Here is a 23,595-nt window from a genome sequence, read left to right as displayed (position 1 = left end):
ACAGATCAATTTGTATACATGATTAATATTACCAAAAATGGAATGAAATAGTAATGTATTGTTGTAAATAATTGTATCATGAAAGAAAAAATACCGCCAGGATGTTCCCGATTCAGTGTTGTCCGCGATTCAGGTTGACTGAACGCTAAGCATATAAAGCTACAGGTTTTCTTCAATTAGCCAGATATATTCCCAGGCTTCCTGGTTGCTTTGCAAACCGTCATACCATGGAATCCCCGAGACGGGTCTTTCGGAAAAATAACGCGCTTTCAGAATGATTTCCGGACGGTATTCGTAATGCATAATATCGAAATTTCCCCATTTGCCGCCCCAGATAAAACCATATTTTTCAAAGATAGCAGAGACCTCCTGGGGGTAGGCATTAAGCCTTTTCTGACCTTCTTCACGGGTGGACCAGCGCCAATAATCGTATTTATTACTGTTAAGATCGATTGCGATACCGTAGGCATGGGAACTCAGCCTGTTTGTACCGCCGATCAGCCGGTAATTGAAAGCCCCGCTGCTCGGAAAAGAAGCAGCGTACACCTTATGGCTTTGGCGGGACAACGGAAGCAATTCTTTCATGACCGCTTTTAAAGATTCTGCAGCTTTATTGTTACCGTTAAACTCTACATACTTGTAGCCAATGCTGACTTTGGTCAGATTGGACAGGATTGCTTTCTTGCTCGTTCCGTATACTTCTTTCAGAAGCGGATAAACTCTTGCACAGCCAGGGTTGTAGTAATTAGGTAAAATCTCCGTAATCTTGGATAATGGGTAGAGCTGATCCATCATATCCTGGAGGTCGGGATTCCCCGATTTCTGCCAGGAGTTTTTTTCTTTTTTGTCATCATATAAGATTTTCTTCCTGGATTTTAAAAGGACATAGACCTCATTTTCGGATGCTTTATCCACACCGGTAATGGTTTCGGGATAGGCCAGCATCAGACATAGAATATCCCTTTTCATTACGGCCTCATATTCCCAATCGGAAACTGGGGACACTGCAGCAGCGTTTACTGTTATTAAATGTCTATTCCAGATGATTTTGCAGCCTGTAATTAACAAGACAATCACAATCAGACTTAAGATAAATTGTTTAAAGTTCATGGCTTGTTCATCCTTCCGGGGAACCTTGAGAAAGGCTAATCATAATTATTTATGCCTGAACAGAACAGGATAGACCTGTAAATCCGTATAGTGCAATAGCATGCGGTAATAATATTCTTTGAACTGAAAAATCGCGAAGTATAAAATAACAGGGTACGAAAGACCGCAGAAGGGATGTAAGGGTATGGTGAATGAAGATGTTCCAGCAAAACCTCTCATTATCTGGCTCGGGACGAATACCTGTGCCGGCGACATGCTTTCCCTTCTTAATGCCAAGGATCCGGGCTACCAGGAGTTGATCAGCAGCATTGCAGAGCTTCGTTTTGATTATCTTTTGGGCGCGTCCGAAGGCAGTGATGCCATCAATGTTCTTGATGATCTACAGAAAAATCATAAAGCAGCCTATATCCTGGTAGTTGAAGGGAGCATCCCGACGAGGTCCAATGGTCTGTATTCTGTGATCGGTTATCGGAACGGCAAGGCTTGGACGGCTTTGCAGGCAGTGCGGGAACTGGGTGCTGAAGCTCGTTACGTGGTTGCTGCCGGTACCTGCGCAGCGTTCGGAGGGATCTATGCTGCGGCTCCGAACCCTTCTAAATGTGTATCGTTACAGGCTGTTCTGGACAGAAAAGTTATCAATGTGCCTGGATGCCCAATTAACCCCGAATGGATGATGGGCACTTTAAACCATTTAATTCAGTACGGTGAGCCAGCACTTGATGATTATAGCCGGCCCAAACTTTTCTATGGCGAAACAATCCATAACCTTTGCCAGCGGCGGGATTATTTCGACAACAGCATCTTTGCCGCTAAGCCGGGAGAACCCTGGTGCATGTATAAGATCGGCTGTAAAGGGCCGGTCACCTATGCAGATTGTCCTGTCCGCCAGTGGAACGGGGAGCATCTAAGCTGGCCGGTAAAAGCCAATACCCCTTGCATCGGCTGTGCCAGCCCGGAGTTTCCTGATGGAGACGTTCCATTCTTTGAACATTTACCGGATATAAAGCTTCCTGGGATCAAAGTAACGGCAAATAGGGTGGGCCTATTGACAGGGGTTGTGACCGCGCTTGGTATTGGCGCTCATCTGATGGGAAGTATCCTGACCGGCAGACTTGCGGAAACACTGAAAAAGGATCTTCCAGGCGGAAGTAAGCTAAAAATCAGGCCTCGACTTAAAAAGGGTCATAAGTAAGAAAACGGCAGGTAAAAAATTATATGAAGACACGAATAAAGGAAAAGGACTGACTTCATGAAAAAGATTGTCATAGGGCCACTTACAAGGGCTAACAACTCCTGCGCCGTAGAGGTCACAGTTGAAGACAAAAAGGTGGTAGATGCCCGTTGCAGCGGAATTTTTTTCAGAGGATTCGAACTGATACTGCAAGGAAAAGATCCACGTGATGCTGCATACCTCACGGAGAGAATCTGCGGGATCTGCTCATCTCTGCATGGAGCGGCCGCCTCCTATGCCTTGGAAGACGCTGCCGGGATCAAGCCGCCCCGCAATGCCAACATTTTGCGAAACCTGATCATTGGAGCAGATATTCTCCAGAATCATGTCCGTCATCTGTATTTGTTTTCCCTGGTGGATTATTTGGTCCTGCCAGAGAGAGCCCCCTTTGTTCCAGGTTATACAAAAGATAAGCGGCTAGAAAAAAAGAAAAACGATACGATGGTGCAAAATATGTATTTAGCACTGGAAATAAGCCGCCTGGCTCACGAAATGGTGGCCCTGCTAGGCGGAAAAGCCCCATTTCCTCATGGGATATTGGCTGGAGGGGCTACAGTTCCGCCTTCTGCCGATGTGGTCATGAATTTCCGGTCGAAGCTCCAAAAAGTAAATCAGTTTATCCAGAATCAGATGGTATCCGATGTATACATTCTTGCAGACGCTTACAGTGATTACTTTGAACTTGGCCAAAGAGCCCCAAATATGCTTGAATACGGACTGTTTCCATGTACAGAGCAAGACCAGGAGAGATATTTTCCCGGTGGAGCAGTGCTGAACGGCCAAATCCAGAAGTTTGATCTGTCGCTGATTAAAGAACATACAGCAAGGTCCTGGTATGCAGCAGAGTCCGGACCGCGAAACCCATCTGACGGCCGGACAGTTCCTGAACGGGAAAAAGAAAACGCCTACTCTTGGATAAAGGCGCCCCGTTATTCCGGTGTGCCGCTGGAAGGCGGACCACTGGCCAGGCTCTGGATCAAAGGAGATTACCGAAAGGGCACATCCACGATGGACCGGATGATCGCCAGGACGCTCGAGGCCCAAAAAGTAGGGGCCTTAATGGAATCCTGGCTCGATGAGCTTGAGCCGGAAGGATGTATATTCTTACCTTTTGAAGTACCAAAAAATGCCGAGGGCGTTGGCCTCACCGGAGCAATGCGCGGCCCGCTCGGACACTGGCTGCGGATTGAAAACGGCAGGATTGCCCAATACCAGATTATTACACCAAGTGCCTGGAATTTTTCGCCTCGGGATAATCAGAATTGCAGAGGACCGGTCGAGGAAGCGCTGATCGGAATTCCGATTGCGGATGAAAAACAGCCCATTGAAATCGGCCGGGTGATCAGGTCATTTGACATTTGTTCCTCCTGTTCGGCACATATAATAACCACGGGAACACCGGTCAGGGAGATCATGATATGAACTGGAAAAAGCAACGTCATTCAGGAACAGCCAGATTGCTTCACTGGGTTTATGCGCCGGCCGTATTAGCTTTAATTCTCAGCGGGCTTTACATTCACAGCCCATCGCGCGCTTTTGGTTTCAAACGAATGGATTCAGCCCGGAAAACACATGCCGTCGCCCAGTTTTTACTGTTAAATTCGTACGTGGCACGAATTTGCTACGGGATGAAAGACAAAAACTATAAAGAGATCATTCCAAACCGCAAGACCTTAAAGGCAATGCCCAAATTCTTAAAATACGAGTTTTTTCTATCCGAAAAAAAGAAGGAGTATCCCAAATACAATCCAGGTCAGAAAATATTGATTACCTCACTGGCAGGATTGATCCCGGTCCAAATTATTACCGGGATGGCCCTCTACTTCAAGCCCCTGCAGAGAGCGGTTAAAACAGCAGGAGGATTAAACCCTGTACGCTGGCTGCATTATCTGGCGGCATTAATGATGGTCTCATCCGTATCCGTCCATCTTTATTTTACTCTGACGAATAGCCTTAAAAAACTTAAATCGATATTTACAGGCTATGCGTAGATTCCAATTCAAAGAGCGTAGAGTTTGAATCAAAGGCAGAAAAGCTAAAAATAATAATAAAGAAAATAGCATAAGAAAAATAAATAAAAAAATAATTAAAAAAATGAATTGACCATAAAAGAATTACGTAATAATATAATACATGAACAGTTATTCAAGTATTCAATTGATTAGAGTAAATATAAAGGAGCGGTTTGTTTTGATGGAGGGAAAAGTGGAGAATTTACGGTGTGACTGTCTGGTTATTCATGAAAAAATTGTCAGTAAGGTCAAAGAAGCGATGCCGCAGGAAGAAAATCTATACGATCTCGCCGAGTTGTTTAAAGTATTTGGTGATACGACAAGGATAAAAATACTCTGGGCACTTTCCGAAGCGGAAATGTGTGTCTGCGACCTGGCCTTTCTGCTGAATATGACCCAGTCGGCAATTTCCCATCAGCTGCGAGTTCTTAAGCAATGCAGGCTGGTAAAGAACAGAAAAGAAGGAAAGATTGTATTCTATGCGCTGGATGACGAGCATATCAAAGGCATTTTCAACCAGGGGATGCTCCATGTCAAAGAAGGATAAGGATGCGTGAGGAGAAAAAAGATATGGATACAAAAAGTCAGGAAACAGTCATCCTGCTTGCCGGTCTTGGCTGTGCAAACTGCTCGGCTAAAATCGAACAGGAAGTAAGGAAGCTTGATGGCATAAAAACTGCAAATATTGATTTTGCCGGCAGTAAACTCTATCTAGAGGTAAATGATTCTGAAAAGATCACAGATATTGCCCTCAAAATTGAAAAAATTGCTTCCCAGATTGAAGCCGGGATAAGAATTATTGGGATCCGGTCCAAAGATATTGGTGCAGCCAGTAAAGAAGAGAAAACCACGGAACAAGAAAAACGAAAAGAACGAAAAGAACAAAAAAAACAGAAAGTTAATGCCGAGCTGGTTTGCTTTGTCATTGGAGCAGTCATTTTTACGGCTGCGTTTCTGCTGAAATTGAAACCTGCCATTGAAATCGTACTGTTTCTGGTCAGCTATTTGTTGATTGGCGGCAAGATTATCTGGGCAGCACTCCAAAATATTATCCGCGGCAAGTTTCTTGATGAAAATTTTTTGATGTTTATTGCTACAGTTGGGGCGCTGGCTATTCAGGAATATCCTGAGGCTGTAGCTGTGATGCTGTTCTACCGGGTCGGTGAATTCTTCCAGGACAGTGCTGTGAACCGTTCCCGCCGCTCGATCAGTGAACTGATGGATATTCGTCCGGACTATGCGAATTTAATGAAGGACGATTCCATAAGCAAAGTACCGCCGGAGGAAGTCAGGGAAGGCCAGCTGATTCTGATCAAACCGGGAGAGAAAGTTCCCCTCGATGGCACAGTGCTTGCGGGCAGGTCTGTTTTGGATACCTCGGCGCTCACCGGAGAATTTATCCCGAGGGAGGTCGAAGCCGGCAGCAGTATTCTGGCTGGTTTTATCAATAAGACCGGGGTTTTGACCGTGAAAGTTACGAAGGTCTATGAGCAGAGCACGGTTGCACGGATTCTGGATTTGGTGGAAAAGGCCGCCTCTAAAAAAGCTAAGACAGAAAATTTTATGACAACATTTGCGCGTGTCTATACACCGGTTATTGTTCTCGGAGCTGCACTTTTAGCTTTTATACCCCCGCTGTTTATTGAAGGGGCCACGTTCAGCGAATGGCTGAACCGGGCTTTGGTCTTTCTAGTGGTGTCATGTCCCTGTGCACTGGTGATCTCCATCCCGTTAAGCTTTTTTGGGGGTATCGGAGGCGCTTCCCGAAACGGCATCTTGATCAAGGGAAGCAACTACCTGGAAGGCCTGAATCAAGTGCGTACGGTTGTCTTCGATAAAACAGGTACGCTGACTGAAGGTGTATTTGAAGTTACCGGAATACAAGCTGTTCAGGGGTTTGATGAAGATACTTTGCTGGAATATGCTGCTGCAGCTGAATATTTCTCAGGTCATCCAATTGCGGCTTCGATTTTGAAACGATACACCGAAGATTATACGAAAAAACTGAATACCAAGGGCATTGATCAGAAAGATATCCATCAGTATCAAGAAATACCAGGCTATGGCGTAAAAACAGTATATCAGGGAAAAGAAATCATTGCCGGCAGCGCCAGGCTCCTGACTGAGGAAGGAGTCTCCCTGACTCAAATACCCGAGGCTGGAACGATTGCCTATATCGCGATTGACCGTCAATATGCCGGCTATATCCTGATTACGGACAGAGTCAAAAAAGATGTTCAGGAAGCTTTGCGGGGCTTGAGACAGGCAGGGGTTAAGAAGTTGGTTATGCTGACCGGAGACACGAAGGCGATCAGTGAACAGGTCGGACAGCAGTTGGGGTTTGACCGAGTTTACGCTGAATTGCTTCCCGATCAAAAGGTTGCTGTTCTGGAAGAACTGGAGGAGCAGAAGGAAAACGGCAGTAAACTCGTTTTTGTCGGAGATGGGGTCAATGATGCGCCGGTCCTGGCCAGGGCCGATATCGGGGTTGCCATGGGCGGACTCGGATCGGATGCAGCTATTGAGGCCGCGGATATTGTCCTGATGACGGACGAACCTGCCAAACTGCTCGAGGCAATCCGGATTGCCCGGAAAACTAAAGGAATTGTCTGGCAAAATATTGGTTTTGCGCTCGGGATAAAGACAGGTGTCCTCATCCTTGGAGCGATAGGTGCCGCGACAATGTGGGAAGCTGTATTTGCCGATGTAGGCGTGGCTGTGATTGCGATCCTGAATGCAATGCGGGTGTTAAAGAAGAAAAAAGTCAAGGAATATGATATAGTAATATAGGCAAAAACACGCACGTAAAAAAGGAAAGGGAACTTGATGGAAAAGACGACGAACCAGGATCAGATTAAACCCAGAAGGACATTTGCAATTATTTCTCACCCGGATGCGGGGAAAACGACCTTAACAGAAAAACTGCTGTTTTTTGGCGGGGCTATCCGGCTGGCTGGTACGGTAAAAGGAAGAAAAGCAGCCAAGTATGCAACTTCCGACTGGATGCAGATTGAAAAAGAACGTGGCATTTCCGTAACTTCGAGCGCCATGCAGTTTTCATACAATGGAATTCATATCAATATTTTAGATACACCCGGGCACGAAGATTTTAGTGAAGACACCTATCGCACGCTGATGGCAGCCGACAGCGCCGTCATGCTAATCGATCTGGTCAAAGGCGTCGAAGCCCAGACCATCAAGCTGTTTAAAGTCTGCCGGATGAGAGGCATACCGATTTTTACGTTTATTAATAAGCTGGACCGTTTTGGCAAAGACCCGCTGGATGTTCTTCAAGAGATTGAGGATGTTTTAGGCATTAATACGGTTCCTTTGAATTGGCCGGTCGGAATGGGAAAAGATTTCAGTGCAATCTACGACCGGCGGCATCAATGTCTGGAGCTTTACCGGGACGGCGAGCGGAAACGGATTGATGTGGGTGAACGCGGACTTGAAGATCCCGCTCTCAAAGACTGTCTTGAACCTGCCTTATATGATAAGCTCTGCGAAGACTTGGAACTATTGGATATTGCGGGGGATGCGTTTGACGAGGAAATGATTCAGCAGGGGATGCTGTCTCCGGTCTTCTTCGGCAGTGCGCTGAGCAGTATTGGTGTCCAAACTTTTCTGGAGCAGTTCCTGGAAATGGCACCTGAGCCAAGACCACAAAAAAGTTCGGTTGGCTACATTCAGCCAACCGATCCTCAATTTTCAGGTTTCATTTTTAAGATTCAGGCCAATATGAACCCGGCCCACAGGGACCGGATTGCGTTTATGCGGGTCTGTTCGGGCAGGTTCGAACGCGGAATGGCAGCTAATCATGTCCGAAGCGGCAAGAAGATCAAGCTTCCACAACCACAGCAGTTCTTGGCACAGGAACGCGATATCCTGGAAGAGGCTTATCCCGGAGATGTGGTGGGTTTGTTTGATCCGGGCATTTTTCGGATCGGCGATACCCTGAGTGAGGAAGGAACCTTTGAATTCGAAAAGCTACCGCAGTTTGCACCGGAGTATTTTGCCAAGATCATCAATCTGGACTTTTCCAAATACAAACAGTTCCAGAAAGGCATCAAGCAGCTGACTGAAGAAGGGACAGTGCAGGTCTTCCGGACCTTTATGGATGGGCCGGAGGGACTGATTGTCGGAGTTGTGGGAAAGCTTCAGTTTGAAGTCCTGGAATACCGCCTCGAAAATGAATATGGAACAAGAATTCAGCTTCATCATCTTCTGCATCATATGGCCCGCTGGGTCAGAAGCGACAAACCTGTTGATCCGGCCAATTTGCGCGGACTCCGTAATCTGTGCGTCAAAGATCAGGATGACCAGCTGGTCGTTCTTCTTGAAGATGAATACTACCTGGACAGGTTGAAGGATAAGTATCCGGAAATCACGTTCCATACATCCTCCAACGACTAAAACGTTACTTTCAAATTATTCACCGGATTAAATTAAAATTCATTAAATTATATTAAAATCATTTGCTAGGGTTGTCTGTGGGCCACAATCCGTTCAAGGATAAAATCGAGATCCTGGCTATTCTTCCTGTCTTGTCCATTTTTTTTATTAAGCAGCGGAGCGAAAAGATCCCCTTTATCCTTCAGCCTGCCGCTGATATTCAGCAGATTAAAATCCTGGGGTTTGACCCCGTGCCGCAGCTCTTGCCATTCCAGCGGAGCGGCAACGGAGGCGTAGGCTGTTGCTCTTGGTGAATATGGACTGATGATGGTTTTGCCCTGCCACATCTGCAGATAGTCAAAATAGAGCTTATGGCCTCTTTTGGCGACACTGCGCTCCAGGGTAATTTGCCGAGGGTATTTCTGGCTGAAATAAACCGCAAAAAATTCGTTGATTTTTCTGGCAGTATTGTAATCATACTTCCCGCCTGTCGGAATATGGATCTGAAGTCCGCTTGCCCCGGAAGTTTTGATATAGCTTGTAATCTGAAGCGCTTTAAGCTCTTCAAAAATCAGCAGGGCCGCTTCCGTGACATCCTCAAAGGTCTGACCTTCGGAAGGGTCCAGATCGAAAACCAGTGCAGAAGGATACTGATCCCTGTCATATGGGTTAAATGGAATGTGGAATTCCAGACACGCCTGGTTTCCGAGCCAAATGAGGATTGCTTCTGATTCTAAAATGATATACTGATTATCCCGCCATTCGATCGTCGGAATCCACCCAGGGGCATAATCAGGGATATTTTTCTGGAAGAAGGACTTGCCCTGGAAACCATCAGGATAACGGATCGTCGTCAGTAGACGGTCTTGGACGTGAGGCAGAAGGTACGGGGCTAATTCCAGCAGGATTTTCAAATAATCAAGCTTGCGGATACCAAGGTCAGGCCATAATAATTTTTCAGGGTTGGTTATATTGAGCGTTTTGCCGTCGAATTCCAGGTTCATTCCATGATGGTTTCCTTTCCTTGGGCTTCAGAGGCAGGATCTTTGCTAAAACCAAGAATCTTAGGGTGGCGGAGACTCCTGCTGTCTGTCCATTCCAGGAAACTTACCCAGCAGGTCAAGACCGGTTTGAGCCAGGTCGTATCCTTCATTTTTTTAAGGTTGTCGAACGGGCTGCTTTCCTGGGTATAATCCGAAGCGTAAGCCTTGAGAAGCTGGAAGTCTTTCTGGGACAGTCCAAGACTCGCATTCCCGATGTAGAGGTACTGGCCTCCCTGGAAGATACCAAGCAGTAGTGAGTTTGGAAATTGCTCTTTCCAGGATAATCCGCCGACAATGGCCAGGATTTTTTTGCTGATTTTGGTTTTGAACCAGTCATTATGTTTTTTGCCAGCCTGGTAACGGCTGTTCTTTCTCTTGCTAACGATTCCCTCGTAATTTCTTTCTTTCATTAGCTTAAACAGAGCTGAACCGTCCGTAAAATCATCGGTAACCGTGATGTCGGAAGAAGATGACACCTTGGCCCGAAGAAGATCTTGTCTCTCTTCTAGAGGCCGGCTACGCAAGTCTGTGCCATTAAGGAACAAAAGATCAAACAAGATGTAGCAGACCGGGTATTTTTGCTGATAGACTGGCAGATTAGAACTGTTTCTGAGGCGTTCCCGATTCATGATCAGATGAAAGGATGGTCTGTTCTCGGTATTGAAAACAACCAGTTCGCCATCCAGTACGGCCTGATGGCCGTTCAGCAGTTTTGGAGCTATCTGGATTTCAGGATAGAAAGAAGTTCGCTCCCTGCCACTTTTGGTGTAGATCCGGACTCTGCCGTCTTCAATATAGGATATCCCTCTGATACCGTCCCATTTAATCTGGTGGATCCACTCATTACCTGCCCTGATTTCAGATGACAGGACAGGGTCCATTACTTCCAGCAGTTTCATGCTAATCTCCAGACACATTAAGTTTGATGTCATCTATATTCTGGGGTTGGTCTGGACGCCACAAATCCGCTTGCGGCTGATTATGCCCTCCATGGCATAAACAGCCGCGCTCCGCATCCGGCTTCGCTTAACGCTGGAATTGTGGCGTCCAGACGACATGTTACTAGCTTGCAGTCGTCTCTGTTTTGCTTCGGGAGGGCTTTTTGGTTTCTTTTAAACTGGCCTGAAGGGCTTCCATCAAGTCAATGACATTACGGTGGGGCGCTTCAGGTGCGATTTCTATTTCCCTGCCTTCAATCTTTTTGTTGATCAGCTCTCTCAGTGCTTCCCGGTAATTATCCTTGTATTTTTCCGGCTCGAATGGTGCAGTTAAGTTGGTAATCAGCTGGGTCGCGATATCAAGCTCTTTTTCGTTGACACCCTGCTGCTCGCTGATTCCCGGTACCTCGCTGACGGGTCTTATTTCATCCGGATAGAAAATCGTTTCCAGGACCAGGACCTTATTGTAAACCCTTAAGGCAGCCAGCGTCTGTTTATTGCGGATAGTCATTTTAGCCAGGGCAATTTTGCCGGTATCATTCATGGACTGTCGCAGAAGATGATAGGCTTTGCCGCCGGTATCCTGCGGTGCCAGGTAATAGGATTTGTCGTAATAAATCGGATCAATTTCTGCAAGATTAATAAAATCAAGGATTTCAATTGACTTCTCTTCCACTTCAGATTTTAAGGCGATAAGATCTGTCTCATTGATAACAATAAAATGACCGGTTTCATATTCGTACCCGCGGACGATTTCTTCTTCTTTTACTTCTTTGTTACATGTCGGACAATGCTTTTGATACTTAAGAGGCGTATTGCACTCTTTATGGATGTATCTGAAATGGATATCCTTTTCTTCCGTAGCAGCAAACATTTTTATGGGAATATTGACCAAACCAAAGCTTATGGAGCCTTTCCACATTGTATGCATCCTGTTCAGCCCTCCATTTTTCAGATATATGTAGTATGAACATTACGCGGTAAAAATATGAAAAAGCCTGGCGTTGGTGGAATAGACAGAAAGAGCGTGTAAAGCCGCTGAGTAATGACAACAAGGTATACAGGAATGACGAACAGGGGAACTTGAATAGTGGCTCAAAAAGAGGTAGAATCAAAGGGAAAATTACTTTGAATATCAAAATAGTTTTAAAAAATTAATTAATAAAGGGAACCGTTAGAAAGAATTAATGTTTGCAAAAAATTACGCAGAAATTTGTTGAAGAAATTATTGGAGGGCTGTATTTTGAAGTTACCTGTGTTAAGAGTAGGAGGTCTGATCCCGAAGTACCCGATCATCCAGGGCGGGATGGCTATTAGAATTTCCACTTTTCGGCTGGCTGCGGCTGTGGCCAACGCCGGTGGAATAGGAATTATTGCTGCGACGGCTTTGGATGAAACTGAATTAAAAGACGAAATCAGAAAGGCCAGGGAGAAATCCAAAGGAATCATCGGAATAAATATTATGTTTGCAGCAACGCGTTTCAAGGAGCTTGTCTGTACTGCGCTGGAAGAAGGCATTGACCTGATTATTCAGGGAGCCGGTTTTTCCAGGGACATTTTTCGCTGGTGCGCTGAGGCAAAAACTCCTTTAGTCCCGATTGTATCGACGGCCAAGCTTGCCAGGATTTCTGAAAGCCTGGGAGCGGCAGCGGTCGTAGTAGAAGGGAAAGAAGCCGGAGGACATCTCGGAACAGATCAGTCTATGAGAATTCTTGTTCCTGAGATCAAGGCGGCTATTTCTATCCCGGTCATTGCGGCAGGAGGCATTGTGGATACGGGAGATTTACAGGAGGCGTTTAGCCTTGGTGCTGACGGTGTGCAAATGGGGATCCGTTTTGCTGCCAGTGAAGAGGCGAACGGAGCGCCGGCCCTCAAAGAAGCTTATCTGAGAGCAACGGAAGAAGATATTGTCATCATTCAAAGTCCCGTCGGGCTGCCCGGGAGAGCAATCCGAAATAAATTTACAGATGAAATCCTTTTGGGGAAAGTAAAATCCCCACAAATATGTGAAGGCTGTCTGAAAAAATGCACAGCAACTTTTTGCATAAAGGAGGCCTTAATCAATGCCCAACAGGGTAATTTGGATCAGGGACTGATTTTTTCAGGACAATACATTGAAAAGATAACTGAAATCCTACCTGCAGCGAAAATAATCAGTGATTTGGTTAAAGAATATGAGGAAATTGAGGAAATGTGATCATTAAAAAAAGAGGATGGAAACGAAACCATCCTCTTGATCAGTACTAGAGTTTTCCACCGTTGTTCGTCATGTTACTTTCAGCAAATGCAATCATCTTTTTAACCATATTTCCGCCGATTTTTCCGCCAATTTGACCGCCAATCCGGCCAGCATCCCTTGATGTGATGTCTCCGTTATATCCCTTGTTTAACTGGATGCCCAATTCATTGGCTACTTCATATTTGGCGTTGTCCAGATACTGCGCATATTCCTGCGGTCCGCTGTTCATGATACCCAACTCCTTGGAAACTTCATATTTTAGTTGATTCAAATCAGAATTTGATTTTCTCCCCAAACTAAATCACCTCTTTATATTTTTCTTATTTTAGTTTGTTCAATTCTACAGCACAAATACGATGAAATGTTTTGCTATTCAGGCAAAAAAATGACAAATCTTTTTATGAGGTAGAATTACAGAAGGAAATAAAACAAAGGGAAAAAAATACAACAAATATTCAAAAATGATATGAATGCAGACAACCTTTTTCTTTGCCTGGCCGGATAAAAAGCATAATCCATCTCCTTACTGCATAAAAAAATGATATAGACTGTCTGGATTTTATTTAGAAAGGAGTTTCGAATCATGCAAGTTGCGCTCCCTTTGACAGAATCCAATCAGCCCACCCTCGTTCCAAAACAGGTGATTGGCCTAACAGCACTTCTACTGGCCGGAACTGCTGTAGTCCCCTCTAGTCCTTATGCCCTACAGGAAATCGCCTCCTCGCGTCCTAAAGTTACGGCAGCTCCTGCTAAAATGGTTGACGAAAGCCCTGTGCAGACCAACAATATTAGAATCATGGAGGAAAAAGCTGGCGAGAGCAGCTTTTCTTGTGTAAATGTCAGTACCCTTTCCCTGATAGAAGCAAGCAAAGAAAAAGCAGAAATTCAGACCGGTATTGTAGCTTCAGTACTAACCTGGGAAGGAACTGCCTATAAATGGGGTGGCCGGTCTAGATCCGGTGTCGACTGTTCAGCGCTTGTTCAAAGAGTATTTCTTGAAAATGGGATCCAGCTCCCAAGGACATCGTATGAACAATTCAGAGAGGGGGTAGGAATACCCAAAACAAGATTAGAACCTGGTGATCTGATCTTTTTTCATACCAACGGAGCCGGAGCAAGTCATGTTGGAATCTATCTCGGTGATAACAAGTTTATTTCAGCGGCCAAGCATTGCGTTCAGATTTCTTCACTGGATGAACGTTACTGGGCGGAGCATTACCGGGGCAGCAGAAGAGTGATTGCGTGACAATGAGGACAGTCATCTGCCAAGTATGTTGATTTAAAAGACGGATTCTTGACAGAAGAATCAATAAACTCTATAATCAAAATAACCTAAAATTTAGGCAAATCGCTGCAAGGGAAGGTATTACCTCTCGTCTCCATGGGGATGGGAGGTTTAGTTTATTTCAGATACTGGGGGTAGAGTCAGATGAAGATTCTGGTGAATAACAAAGTGGCAGAGGCTGGAATTCAACTGCTGCGTGAAGAACATGACGTGGATACCTATTGTACATTATCTCAGGAAGAACTGATCAAAATGATTCCAAAATATGATGCCTTGGTCATCAGAGGCGATACGACTGTCAGCAGTGAAGTCATTGAAGCTGGCAGGAATTTGAAAGTAATCGGAAGGGCTGGTTTGGAAGTTGAGCATATCGATATTCAGGCAGCCACAAAGCAGGGGATTGTTGTCCTGAATGCCCCTCAGGGCAACAGTGCTTCTTCCATTGAATATACCATCGGGATGATCCTGGCTCTGGCCAGAAGGATTCCTCAGGCTTATTCCTCCGTCAAGCGCGGAGAGTGGCAAAGACAGAAGTTCCTAGGAATGGAGCTGAAAGAAAAGGTCTTGGGCATCATCGGCCTGGGGCGGGTCGGCATGGGCGTGGCCAAGCGGGCCAAAGCGTTCGATATGAAAGTGATTGCCTATGACCCGTTTTTAAGTGATGATAAAGGCAGAGAGATGGGAATCGAGCTGGTGGATCTGGATGAGATCTTAAGTAAAGCAGATTACCTGACGCTGCATATTCCGGCGACGGTCGACACGCGCAATCTGCTGAATAGAGATGCGTTTTCCAAAATGAAAAAGGGCATCAAGATTATTAACTGTGCCAGAGGCGGAATCATTGATGAGGAAGCTTTGATCTGGGCACTGCAGGAAGAGATTGTTTCTGGAGCTGCTCTGGATGCGTTTGCTGAGGAGCCCGTTCGTGCGGGCCAGCCACTGCTTCAAATGGAAAATGTGATCTGCACCCCTAGAATTGCCTCCCGGACGCAGGAAGCTGAAAACGAGGTTGCGATTTGCGCAGCCTGCGGGGTGCTCGCTGCGCTGAGATCCGAACCGGTTTCAACTTCACTGAATATTCCGCCTGTATCAAGAGATGTCATGAATATGATCAAGCCTTACCTTCACTTGATGCAAAAAATGTGTGTTCTGGCTGTCAAACTGACTGAAGGAAGAATAAAAAATATTGAAGTCCGCTATAATGGAGATATCAGCACTGCGGATACCAAAATGCTGACGCTGGCAGCCATAAAAGAGGTCTTAAATCCAATTCTTCAGGAAGAGGTCAATATTGTCAACGCGCCTGAAGTTGCGAAAGAACGCGGCATAACCGTCAAGGAGATCAAAAGCAAAGAGGCGCAAAGCTTTGTTGATCTGATCAGCATTACCGTTAAAACTGATTTGACTGAGCATAAGGTAGCAGGCACGCTTTTCGGCAAAAGTGAACAACGGATTGTGGAGATCGACGATTTCAGGGTTGAAATAGATCCTTCGGGATGGTTCCTGCTTATCTCACATGAGGATTATCCGGGAATGATCGGCAAAGTCGGGACTGTATTGGGTGAGCATAACATCAACATTACCAGTATGCAGGTTGGCAAAATCAGTTCCATGAGCAGAAACATTATGATTGTCGGTATTCAGACCGAAGCCGATTTGGAAGTCATCGGCAAATTGAAAGAGATTAAGGGAACCGAAAATGTTGAAGAGATTTTCTTCAATAAATATCTGTCCTAAGGGGAGATCGGCATGAGCATCAAGTTTGGCACGGCCGGAGTGCCTTTGTCTTCCAAGGAAGCATCCACCGAGGCCGGAATCCTAAGAATCAGGGAACTCGGAATGGATGCGATGGAAGTCGAGTTCGTTCACGGGGTCAGAATGAAGGAAGACAAAGCGTTAAAGACCGGGGGAACTGCGAAAAAAGAACGCGTATCCCTGTCTTGTCATGCGCCTTACTATATCAACCTGAACTCCAGTGAAACGGAAAAAGTTGAGGCAAGTAAAACAAGGATTATGCATACTGCCAGGATTGCCAGGATACTTGGGGCCGGAAGCATAGTCTTTCATCCGGCATTTTATTCCGGGGATACTTCGGATACCGTCTTAGCCAGAGTAGTCAAAGAACTCAGCGATGTCCGGCAGGAACTTGATCAGGAAGGTAATCAAGTCATCCTGAGGCCTGAAACGACAGGTAAACCCTCCCAGTTTGGCGATCTCGGCGAAACGATCAAGATAGCGCAGGAGGTTCCGGGTGTATTGCCCTGTATTGATTTCAGCCATCTGCATGCCAGAGCCAATGGTCAATTCAACAGCTATGACGAGTTCTGCGCGATTCTTGAGCAGACAGCCGAAGGGCTTGGTGAGAAGTGGACAAGCAATGCGCATTTCCATATTTCCGGGATTGAATATGGCCCGAAAGGCGAAAAGAGACATCTCGTTTTGCAAGAAGCTGACCTGAAATACCGGGAAATCCTTAAAGCCTGCCTGAGCTTTGGCATCCAGGGAACCGTGATTTGTGAAAGTCCGAAGCTTGAGGAGGATGCTCTGATCCTGCAAAAGACCTATCAGGAGCTAAAGGCGGAGCATTGACGAAGAACTTATTTGACAGTTTTGATAGGCTTAACTGCTTATAGGCAGACATATTGAAAAATTTAGGACGCTTACAGCCGTTTAGGGTATTCCCCGAACGGCTGTATTGTTTTGTTCACCTGCATATTGTTTTTTGAATCCAGGTTAATGTATTCTTTTTGACTTATGCAGAATACCACTATGATGATCAAATTTTCTGTTGTATAATGCTTCTCGTTATTAAAAAAAGAAATAAAAGGGGAGAAAATCTTGAAAAAGAAAATAGGAGTTTTCATATTAGGCTGTCTGATTTCCTTATTCATACCGATAAGCCTATTCGCCGCAGAGCCAGGTTCTCTCAGCGAAGGGATCCGGCAGATAGAACAATACAACTTCTCTATACATATCATGGCTATGCTTCTGGTTGGTTTTGGTTTCCTGATGGTTTTTGTCAAAAACTATGGCTACAGTGCGACCACAGGGACATTCCTGGTCGTCAGCGTCGGTTTGCCTGTCTATATGCTGATTCGATCCACAGGAGTTCTCTCACTGGAACCCATTTCTGCCAATAATATTCATGCGCTTCTCTTAGCTGAATTTGCTTGTGCCTCGGCCCTCATTGCGATGGGTGCGGTACTTGGACGGCTGCGTGTTTACCAGTACGCGATCCTGGCACTTTTACTGGTCCCGGCTTATATGTTGAATGAATGGATGGTGTTGGATGCCGGACTCGGGATAACCAAAGGGTTTGTTGATTCGGCCGGTTCGATCATTATTCACGCCTTCGGCGCCTATTTCGGAATTGGGATGACCCTGATGGTCACACAGAAAGCCGATAGGGAAAAGGCGATCGAAAGTGATGAAACGTCGGATCGTTTTTCTGTATTGGGGTCTATGGTGCTTTGGATCTTTTGGCCAAGCTTTTGCAGTGCGATCGTGTCTCCTGAACAAATGCCCCAAACCGTGCTAAACACCATTCTGGCACTCTGCGGTGCGACTGTGATCACCTATATTTTGAGTTCTATTTTAAGAAAAGGCAAAACGTCAATTGCCGATATGGCCAATGCTGCACTGGCCGGCGGAGTTGCGATCGGAGCCACCTGTAATCTGGTGACTGCATCTGTGGCGTTCTTGATCGGTTTACTGGCCGGAGCTCTAAGCGTTGTTGGTTTTGTCCTGATCCAGCCCAGACTGCAGTCCTCTCTCAAAATTGTTGATACCTGCGGCGTTCATAACCTGCATGGAATGCCAGGACTCCTGGGCGGTATCATTGCGATTTTTGTGGTTCCGGGAATTGCCCGCGCCCAAATCACTGGTATTTTGTTTACAGTTGTACTGGCTTTGTTAACGGGTGTGGTTGCCGGACTGATTATCAGAATCACAGGGAAGAAACAGCTGCCGTATGAAGACAAGGATGAATTTGCGGCGTAAAATGCAATTACCGGTATTATGGTTAGACGTATAGCATAGTAAGATCGTATCGTGACAATGCATGCTAGGTTGTCAAGCTTTCCAGTGTAAATCTTCAGATCCAGAAATAAATATATAGGGCCGTTGCAGAACGAAAGTAAATTTGTATGTAACGGCTCTTTTTTTTAGCTAAAATACGCAACTTTCCAACCAATAAATATTGGTCAAATCCATGATACCATTCCGGAGGGTGATATCGCTTGATTTTAAATTGCGTTGTAAAAACGAGTGTGAATAGTTCTTTTAAGATTGTGACCACAAAGGATTAATAAGGGGGTGAGTGGTGCCGCTGCCAACAACAATCGGCTTTTTGGCAGCGACACCACTCACCCCCTCCACATAGAAGCTAAAGGGGAAAGAGTATGCTTCAAGTGCTACCCAATATCAAAGATTAAATCCTGTTAAGATCCGCTCTTCTCAAAAGATAAACATAAAACTGCGCCGCCAACACCAGCAATGCTCATCCTAAAACAGGGGTGGATTCTCCGATTACAAAAAAATCGAGAGGGAGTCGATCTCCATTCGGCGTACCCATTTTTATCATAATACGCCAGAAAAACGAATAATTCAAACTGCATGTGGGTTACAAAAGTTGCATTTCCTTTTCAAAACAGGCATTTCGGATTCAAAAACTGCGTTTCGTTTACAAATATTCAGTTGTCGATTACAAAGATTGCTTTTCAATTTACAAAATGGCATCTCGCCTTTCAATTTAGTTTTTAATACAGCCAATGTCATATTATACATTAATAATTGTAATATATATTTTACAATTATTAATGTATATGTTATTATTATCTTGGAGGCGATGACATGGGTAGAAACATTAAAATCAAGGTTGCCCGCGCGGAGATGGATATGACACAAAAAGCTCTGGCAGAGCAAGTCGGAATATCAAGGCAAACGATGAACGCCATCGAACAGGGCGAATATAATCCGACGATCAAGCTGTGCCGCGCCATCTGCAAAGCGCTGGGGAAAAGCCTGGATGAACTGTTTGGAGAGGAGAATGAAAATGCCTAAAAATCTTCTGGATGAAATGCAGGAACAAAGATTACTGAAAATCGAGCATAACGGCGTATGGTTTTGCTTTTGGGCGCTGGCGGTGGCAATCATTGTTCAACAATTATTGGGTGTGCCGTTTGTCCAATTTGCTGGGGAGATGATCATTTTCGCGATCCTCGCTGTGTATCTGCTGGTTAGCTGCCTGAAAGCGGGGATATGGGACCGTCATTTGCGGCCCACGCTCAAAACGAACCTGATCATCAGCACGATTACGGCGATCGTGTTCAGCTCGGTAGTGACAGTCATAAAATATATCAGATATGAGGCTTGTCGCGAAAACCTATTTCTAACGTTGGGGATATTTGTCATTATAGCTGTTCAACTCTTTATTTTATGCTTTATCGCCTTGTGGCTGACCAGCCGCATTTATAAGAGAAGAAGAAATTGCTTGGAGGATAACTGCGAAATAGAGAAAAATGATCGATGAAATTAATTTTTGCTGCGAAACTTTGATTTTTCTCATTACGTCGGAAAAAATAAGCCAGAAAAGGTTAGTCATTATTTAGACAAACCTTTTTCTGGCTTAAATATTTACAGCCCGTAGATAGATTGTAAATTAAAACGACCCGTCTTCATTCCCGAACACTTCAGATAAATCATGAGCGTTTTCAGGCAGCATGTCAATCTCCAGCTTCTCCCTCAATACCTCCCGCATATCCTGTACTGAAATCGGCTCGTCTTTTTTCCCCAATTGGAAGAGCCAGCTGGGAAACCCGATGGCTTTTCTGGCGTATTTTGGACCGAACATTCTCCGGTACTCGGGCAGACCGGCCGCTACCTGAACAACGACAGCGTCCGCCGCGATTTCCCAGCCTGAAGTATCTGAAGCTTCGGGGATGTGCTCATACGTTCTGTCCATCCTATATAAATGATACTCCAGCCTGGGACCGGCCCAGTAATAGGCCTGGATAAAATCCTCTGCTTCGAAGGCGCAGCCCGGCAGGTCCGGGAAAACAACCGTATATTTGCTGCTTATTTTATTCCGCTCAATAATGGCTGGGAAAACATATTTGCTCTTCATCATCCATCACTTCTTACTGCGTATCTCTGATGGGGCGAGTTTGCCTGCTCCACGTCTCGTCTTTAAGCCACACATCCAGAAGATCGTAAACTTTATTCTTATAAATGATATACGTCTCCTTGTCATTAGGGGCGATCTGGAGCAGCTTATGCTTTACTTCCTTAATGGTTTGATCCAAGTTTTCACAGAGGAAGGCAATATGGTTGGCCCTGACTTTGAGCGACGTATTAATAAAGTTTGTTTTCATTCGCTCGTAGCCCTTGGCGGCTGAGCTTTTTTGGAGCGATTCCAGCGCATCCTTCAGCTGCCTGGCCGTTTCATTGAGTTCTGCTTTGGACGTCTTGACATTCTCCAATTGGACCTTCAGATTGGCGAGTTCCGCAGTCAGCCCGGTGATGATACCGATTTGGTCTTCCACTGTTTTCTGGAGATCCGTATTCTCCTGCAGGGCCAGGTCTTTTTCCTGTAAGGCCTGGTCTTTTTCTTGCCGGGCCTGCGTCCGTTCCTTGACCGCTTTCCTGAGTTCCTGATTGGTCATGCCTTCGACATCCAGATCGACGATGAATTGCGCCCGTTCCTCCTTGGGGATACCTAAAAGAAGCACCGCCTGGGAGTATGTCAAATTGCGCACTGGTGCGTAATTTGAGCTGCCGGCAGAAGCCTCGGGCAGTTTGCTCCCGTACTCTCTGAAGACCTTCATAAGTCTGTCGGCCGTACTCTGAGAGTAACTGACCGACTCCTCCAGCCACTTGCCCCATTCTCCAAACTTAAGCAGGGCCTTGGCCTCCGTCAACCGCCTTCCAATCTCGACAGCGGCGGCAAGGTAGATCCTCTCAGTCTGGTATTTGATCATGTTAATTTCAGCCGCTATTACATGCGGCGTGCGTCCGCTGATGATATCAGTTACTGTATTAGATACTGTATTAGATAATGGATTCGTTACTGGATCAGTCAAGATATCCACACTCCTTGGGGCTGATTTCACTCATAGGATACGTGGCCAGGCTTAAAAGTGTGACAAGCTCAGTCGTCGAGCTTTTAGGGAAGAAATCTTTAACATTGGACAATCTTTCTCATAGTATATAAGGTCGGGAACGAACAAGCCTGGCTTGTCAATTGTTGAAGGGAGGGATAAACCATGGCAGTGACAGAAATAACGTTGGATTCGATCGTGTCAACAAAATACCAAACCGGGACTTCGCCGGCAGGCGGCCCGGTGACCCAGAAGAAAAGCCTGAATTATGTGAAGCCTACTGCCACGAGTCAAGACATCTATGATGTTGTAGCGGCTCTATCCAGTCTGAGCCAGTATCCGCTGCTGAATGTTGTGCTCAGCAAGAACTGGGAGCTTACGAATGAATAAGCAGCGGGAAATCTGCCTGAAAGACTAGCTAGGTAAAGTGTAAATGCCAATGTGATTGTCAAGGCAAATCTTTAGGGGGTGATTAAAATCGCGATTATTACAAGCAAGGTGTTAAAGCTAACTTTTTTGACTACCGGCGGCAAATCCTTCATTATTTCCGTCCCCCAGCCGAGGGCGGACCTGACGCTGGCTGAGGCCCAGACCGCGATGGAAATGGTTATAGAAAAGAACATTTTTAACAGCCCCAGCGGCGAACTTGCCACGATACGGGATATCCGGGTGATTGACATGACGACCAACGATCTCTACGATCCACCGGTAGCATAAGCAATTTGCCCATAGAAAAGGAGGCACCTTTTGAACTGCACCCAGTTCTTAAGGCACCTCCTTCTTCGTTCTCTTCATTCCCGAACATCTCAGATAAATCATGAGCGGCCAACTTACCATCGTTGGCATCCTGGCTGGACAAAATGATACAAAATAAATGCTTTAGGCAGGAAAAATATGGAATATGTAGAATCGCTGTTGTTGGAGGGATCATGATGAGGATAATTCAGGAAAAAATCTTTCGAGCAAGTATTTTGACCATTTCAGGGATCGGCAGTCAAAGACTGCGTCAGCTGATAGCCTATTTTGGGAGTGCTGCTGAAGCTCTGGAAGCGCCTGCCGGTGCTTTTTCCGAGTTAGTCCATCTCGTTTGGGTGAAAGAATTTCTGCAGCACAGGGCAGAAATTGATCCTGGAGCGTTTCAGGAAAGACTTCAGAGGGAAGATATATCCTTGGTTATGCCGGGAGAGTCCGCTTATCCATGCTTACTGGCTGAGTGTCCGGATGCGCCTCCTGTGCTGTTTTACAAAGGTGTACTTCAGGCTCAGCAGGAGGGAATAGCGGTGGTGGGTGCGAGAAAGGCTTCACCCTATGGCAAAGCGGCGGCATCTTTTTTAGCCGGCGGGATTGCCAGAGAAGGTTATGCTGTGGTCAGCGGTCTGGCCCGAGGCATTGACACGGCGGCGCATCGAGGAGCACTTGAAGCCGGTGGAATTACCTGGGCCTTTATGGCCGGAGGGCTTGATACGATCTATCCGTACGAGAATACGAAGCTCGCAAATTCCATTATGGAAAAAGGCGCACTGTTAAGTGAGTATCCACCGGGTATTCCGCCCGAGCCAGGACAGTTCCCGGCCAGGAACAGGCTGATCAGCGGTTCGTCCCGCGGAGTCATTATCGTCGAAGCAGCTGAAAAAAGTGGTGCACTGATTACAGCTGACTGTGCCCTGGAACAAGGACGGGAAGTGTACGCTGTTCCAGGTCCGATCTTCAGCGAGCTGAGCCGGGGAACACATCAGCTGCTGCGGATGGGTGCAAAAGTAACGGAGGACATGAGGGATGTATTGAGCGAACTGGCTCCGTTCACACCCGAAAACAGGCTATCAGAAGTTCTGGTATGCCCAGAAGGAATGACGCGGGTAAGGTCTAAGGGAATGATGCAAACAGAATCGAAATGGGCTGAAATCCTGGGGTGTTTGAGCGATGTCCCGCTGCATATTGACCGGTTGGCTGTCTTATGCCCGCTTCCGGCTCAGGACATTGCACTGGGACTGCTGGAGCTCCAGCTTGCCGGAGAGATTTTACAGCTTCCAGGCCAGCATTATGTCCTTCAGCGTTAAAAACGCTATTCATTTTTACAATATTTTGTTTTACCATTGTGGTTTTGAAAATAAATGGTATAATTTGTGTTGCTATTTTTTTTAAGGGTTAAATCAGAAACGATGCAAAGGATTAAGGAAGAAAATTTAGTGATATTAATCAAATTTTAATCAATATAGATACAATAGAATTACATTGAGAGAAATCATGA

Annotated in this window: 23 protein-coding genes; 16 read left to right on the top strand and 7 right to left on the bottom strand. The window is 45.8% G+C overall.

Translation table 11 applies throughout. The features are described 5' to 3' along the window. Positions 1-159 precede the first annotated feature (159 nt). Positions 160-1,110: a M15 family metallopeptidase gene (locus DHBDCA_RS10470; protein ID WP_015044169.1), complete on the bottom strand. Its 951-nt coding sequence runs from the start codon at positions 1,108-1,110 to the stop codon at positions 160-162. 184 nt (positions 1,111-1,294) lie between these two features. Here DHBDCA_RS10470 and DHBDCA_RS10465 point away from each other — a divergent pair, with 184 nt between their 5' ends. From DHBDCA_RS10465 to DHBDCA_RS10440, 6 genes are all read left to right on the top strand, one after another. Continuing rightward, positions 1,295-2,302 carry a hydrogenase small subunit gene (locus tag DHBDCA_RS10465; RefSeq protein WP_015044168.1) on the top strand — a complete coding sequence of 336 codons (1,008 nt, stop codon included), beginning with the start codon at positions 1,295-1,297 and terminating at the stop codon, positions 2,300-2,302. Between the two features lie 57 nt (positions 2,303-2,359). Continuing rightward, positions 2,360-3,763: a nickel-dependent hydrogenase large subunit gene (locus DHBDCA_RS10460; protein ID WP_015044167.1), complete on the top strand. Its 1,404-nt coding sequence runs from the start codon at positions 2,360-2,362 to the stop codon at positions 3,761-3,763. Continuing rightward, positions 3,760-4,332: a cytochrome b/b6 domain-containing protein gene (locus DHBDCA_RS10455; RefSeq protein WP_015044166.1), complete on the top strand. Its 573-nt coding sequence runs from the start codon at positions 3,760-3,762 to the stop codon at positions 4,330-4,332. The genes DHBDCA_RS10460 and DHBDCA_RS10455 overlap by 4 nt, the downstream gene beginning before the upstream one ends. Positions 4,333-4,534: 202 nt before the next feature. Further along, positions 4,535-4,900 carry an ArsR/SmtB family transcription factor gene (locus tag DHBDCA_RS10450; protein WP_015044165.1) on the top strand — a complete coding sequence of 122 codons (366 nt, stop codon included), beginning with the start codon at positions 4,535-4,537 and terminating at the stop codon, positions 4,898-4,900. Positions 4,901-4,923: 23 nt separating this feature from the next. After that, the gene (locus DHBDCA_RS10445; protein WP_015044164.1) at positions 4,924-7,143 is read left to right on the top strand and encodes a heavy metal translocating P-type ATPase; all 2,220 of its coding nucleotides are present in this window, start codon (positions 4,924-4,926) and stop codon (positions 7,141-7,143) included. A gap of 36 nt (positions 7,144-7,179) precedes the next feature. Further along, entirely contained in the window at positions 7,180-8,766 is a 1,587-nt protein-coding gene (locus DHBDCA_RS10440) for a peptide chain release factor 3 (protein WP_015044163.1), read from the top strand. Positions 8,767-8,831: 65 nt separating this feature from the next. Here DHBDCA_RS10440 and ligD (DHBDCA_RS10435) read toward each other — a convergent pair whose 3' ends face one another. The 3 genes from ligD (DHBDCA_RS10435) to DHBDCA_RS10425 form a co-directional block, all read right to left on the bottom strand. After that, positions 8,832-9,749 carry a non-homologous end-joining DNA ligase gene (ligD, locus tag DHBDCA_RS10435; RefSeq protein WP_015044162.1) on the bottom strand — a complete coding sequence of 306 codons (918 nt, stop codon included), beginning with the start codon at positions 9,747-9,749 and terminating at the stop codon, positions 8,832-8,834. Continuing rightward, positions 9,746-10,687: a non-homologous end-joining DNA ligase gene (gene ligD / locus DHBDCA_RS10430; RefSeq protein ID WP_015044161.1), complete on the bottom strand. Its 942-nt coding sequence runs from the start codon at positions 10,685-10,687 to the stop codon at positions 9,746-9,748. Before ligD (DHBDCA_RS10430) ends, ligD (DHBDCA_RS10435) begins: the two co-directional genes overlap by 4 nt. 163 nt (positions 10,688-10,850) lie before the next feature. Beyond that, positions 10,851-11,657, bottom strand: coding sequence for a non-homologous end joining protein Ku (locus DHBDCA_RS10425; protein WP_015044160.1), 807 nt, complete (start codon positions 11,655-11,657; stop codon positions 10,851-10,853). A gap of 312 nt (positions 11,658-11,969) precedes the next feature. Here DHBDCA_RS10425 and DHBDCA_RS10420 point away from each other — a divergent pair, with 312 nt between their 5' ends. Further along, positions 11,970-12,923 (top strand): NAD(P)H-dependent flavin oxidoreductase, encoded by a 954-nt coding sequence (locus DHBDCA_RS10420; RefSeq protein ID WP_015044159.1) that lies wholly within the window; start codon positions 11,970-11,972, stop codon positions 12,921-12,923. A 46-nt stretch (positions 12,924-12,969) separates the two neighbouring features. On the opposite strand, the gene DHBDCA_RS10415 is transcribed toward DHBDCA_RS10420, so the two are convergent. Continuing rightward, the gene (locus tag DHBDCA_RS10415; RefSeq protein WP_015044158.1) at positions 12,970-13,194 is read right to left on the bottom strand and encodes an alpha/beta-type small acid-soluble spore protein; all 225 of its coding nucleotides are present in this window, start codon (positions 13,192-13,194) and stop codon (positions 12,970-12,972) included. 354 nt (positions 13,195-13,548) lie between these two features. Here DHBDCA_RS10415 and DHBDCA_RS10410 point away from each other — a divergent pair, with 354 nt between their 5' ends. The 6 genes from DHBDCA_RS10410 (at position 13,549) to DHBDCA_RS10380 (ending at position 19,780) form a co-directional block, all read left to right on the top strand. Further along, the gene (locus DHBDCA_RS10410; RefSeq protein WP_015044157.1) at positions 13,549-14,211 is read left to right on the top strand and encodes a C40 family peptidase; all 663 of its coding nucleotides are present in this window, start codon (positions 13,549-13,551) and stop codon (positions 14,209-14,211) included. A gap of 183 nt (positions 14,212-14,394) precedes the next feature. Then, positions 14,395-15,987: a phosphoglycerate dehydrogenase gene (gene serA, locus DHBDCA_RS10405; protein ID WP_015044156.1), complete on the top strand. Its 1,593-nt coding sequence runs from the start codon at positions 14,395-14,397 to the stop codon at positions 15,985-15,987. Between the two features lie 12 nt (positions 15,988-15,999). Continuing rightward, a complete protein-coding gene (locus DHBDCA_RS10400) occupies positions 16,000-16,839 on the top strand; it encodes a TIM barrel protein (protein ID WP_015044155.1) in 840 nt (279 codons plus the stop codon). A gap of 249 nt (positions 16,840-17,088) precedes the next feature. Continuing rightward, the gene (locus DHBDCA_RS10390) at positions 17,089-18,249 is read left to right on the top strand and encodes an ammonium transporter (RefSeq protein WP_015044154.1); all 1,161 of its coding nucleotides are present in this window, start codon (positions 17,089-17,091) and stop codon (positions 18,247-18,249) included. Between the two features lie 852 nt (positions 18,250-19,101). Beyond that, positions 19,102-19,311 (top strand): helix-turn-helix transcriptional regulator, encoded by a 210-nt coding sequence (locus DHBDCA_RS10385; RefSeq protein WP_015044153.1) that lies wholly within the window; start codon positions 19,102-19,104, stop codon positions 19,309-19,311. Then, the gene (locus DHBDCA_RS10380; RefSeq protein ID WP_015044152.1) at positions 19,304-19,780 is read left to right on the top strand and encodes a DUF6773 family protein; all 477 of its coding nucleotides are present in this window, start codon (positions 19,304-19,306) and stop codon (positions 19,778-19,780) included. Before DHBDCA_RS10385 ends, DHBDCA_RS10380 begins: the two co-directional genes overlap by 8 nt. A 129-nt stretch (positions 19,781-19,909) precedes the next feature. Here DHBDCA_RS10380 and DHBDCA_RS10375 read toward each other — a convergent pair whose 3' ends face one another. Further along, the gene (locus DHBDCA_RS10375; protein WP_015044151.1) at positions 19,910-20,377 is read right to left on the bottom strand and encodes a type II toxin-antitoxin system HicB family antitoxin; all 468 of its coding nucleotides are present in this window, start codon (positions 20,375-20,377) and stop codon (positions 19,910-19,912) included. A 10-nt stretch (positions 20,378-20,387) separates the two neighbouring features. After that, on the bottom strand, positions 20,388-21,329 hold the full coding sequence (locus DHBDCA_RS10370; protein WP_015044150.1) for a DUF3102 domain-containing protein: 942 nt from the start codon (positions 21,327-21,329) through the stop codon (positions 20,388-20,390). A gap of 183 nt (positions 21,330-21,512) precedes the next feature. Between DHBDCA_RS10370 and DHBDCA_RS10365 the strand changes: the two genes are divergently transcribed. The 3 genes from DHBDCA_RS10365 (at position 21,513) to dprA (ending at position 23,404) form a co-directional block, all read left to right on the top strand. Continuing rightward, complete coding sequence (locus DHBDCA_RS10365) at positions 21,513-21,737, top strand: DUF1659 domain-containing protein (RefSeq protein ID WP_015044148.1); 225 nt, start codon at positions 21,513-21,515, stop codon at positions 21,735-21,737. Positions 21,738-21,815: 78 nt separating this feature from the next. Then, complete coding sequence (locus DHBDCA_RS10360; protein WP_015044147.1) at positions 21,816-22,064, top strand: DUF2922 domain-containing protein; 249 nt, start codon at positions 21,816-21,818, stop codon at positions 22,062-22,064. Positions 22,065-22,276: 212 nt separating this feature from the next. Then, entirely contained in the window at positions 22,277-23,404 is a 1,128-nt protein-coding gene (dprA, locus tag DHBDCA_RS10355) for a DNA-processing protein DprA (RefSeq protein WP_015044146.1), read from the top strand. Positions 23,405-23,595: the final 191 nt, after the last annotated feature.

It is taken from the genome of Dehalobacter sp. DCA (assembly GCF_000305775.1).
In the GTDB taxonomy this organism is placed as follows: domain Bacteria; phylum Bacillota; class Desulfitobacteriia; order Desulfitobacteriales; family Syntrophobotulaceae; genus Dehalobacter; species Dehalobacter alkaniphilus.
Note: the sequence above shows the minus strand (reverse complement) of the source record. Positions and strands in the feature narration are given on the sequence as shown.

Excerpts from the sequence above, each read along its gene's own strand:
- DHBDCA_RS10470 (WP_015044169.1), bottom strand. The coding sequence starts at position 1,110 with ATGAACTTTAAACAATTTATCTTAAGTCTGATTGTGATTGTCTTGTTA.
- DHBDCA_RS10465 (WP_015044168.1), top strand. The coding sequence starts at position 1,295 with ATGGTGAATGAAGATGTTCCAGCAAAACCTCTCATTATCTGGCTCGGG.
- DHBDCA_RS10460 (WP_015044167.1), top strand. The coding sequence starts at position 2,360 with ATGAAAAAGATTGTCATAGGGCCACTTACAAGGGCTAACAACTCCTGC.
- DHBDCA_RS10455 (WP_015044166.1), top strand. The coding sequence starts at position 3,760 with ATGAACTGGAAAAAGCAACGTCATTCAGGAACAGCCAGATTGCTTCAC.
- DHBDCA_RS10450 (WP_015044165.1), top strand. The coding sequence starts at position 4,535 with ATGGAGGGAAAAGTGGAGAATTTACGGTGTGACTGTCTGGTTATTCAT.
- DHBDCA_RS10445 (WP_015044164.1), top strand. The coding sequence starts at position 4,924 with ATGGATACAAAAAGTCAGGAAACAGTCATCCTGCTTGCCGGTCTTGGC.
- DHBDCA_RS10440 (WP_015044163.1), top strand. The coding sequence starts at position 7,180 with ATGGAAAAGACGACGAACCAGGATCAGATTAAACCCAGAAGGACATTT.
- ligD (WP_015044162.1), bottom strand. The coding sequence starts at position 9,749 with ATGAACCTGGAATTCGACGGCAAAACGCTCAATATAACCAACCCTGAA.
- ligD (WP_015044161.1), bottom strand. The coding sequence starts at position 10,687 with ATGAAACTGCTGGAAGTAATGGACCCTGTCCTGTCATCTGAAATCAGG.
- DHBDCA_RS10425 (WP_015044160.1), bottom strand. The coding sequence starts at position 11,657 with ATGCATACAATGTGGAAAGGCTCCATAAGCTTTGGTTTGGTCAATATT.
- DHBDCA_RS10415 (WP_015044158.1), bottom strand. The coding sequence starts at position 13,194 with ATGAACAGCGGACCGCAGGAATATGCGCAGTATCTGGACAACGCCAAA.
- DHBDCA_RS10410 (WP_015044157.1), top strand. The coding sequence starts at position 13,549 with ATGCAAGTTGCGCTCCCTTTGACAGAATCCAATCAGCCCACCCTCGTT.
- serA (WP_015044156.1), top strand. The coding sequence starts at position 14,395 with ATGAAGATTCTGGTGAATAACAAAGTGGCAGAGGCTGGAATTCAACTG.
- DHBDCA_RS10400 (WP_015044155.1), top strand. The coding sequence starts at position 16,000 with ATGAGCATCAAGTTTGGCACGGCCGGAGTGCCTTTGTCTTCCAAGGAA.
- DHBDCA_RS10385 (WP_015044153.1), top strand. The coding sequence starts at position 19,102 with ATGGGTAGAAACATTAAAATCAAGGTTGCCCGCGCGGAGATGGATATG.
- DHBDCA_RS10380 (WP_015044152.1), top strand. The coding sequence starts at position 19,304 with ATGCCTAAAAATCTTCTGGATGAAATGCAGGAACAAAGATTACTGAAA.
- DHBDCA_RS10375 (WP_015044151.1), bottom strand. The coding sequence starts at position 20,377 with ATGATGAAGAGCAAATATGTTTTCCCAGCCATTATTGAGCGGAATAAA.
- DHBDCA_RS10365 (WP_015044148.1), top strand. The coding sequence starts at position 21,513 with ATGGCAGTGACAGAAATAACGTTGGATTCGATCGTGTCAACAAAATAC.
- dprA (WP_015044146.1), top strand. The coding sequence starts at position 22,277 with ATGATGAGGATAATTCAGGAAAAAATCTTTCGAGCAAGTATTTTGACC.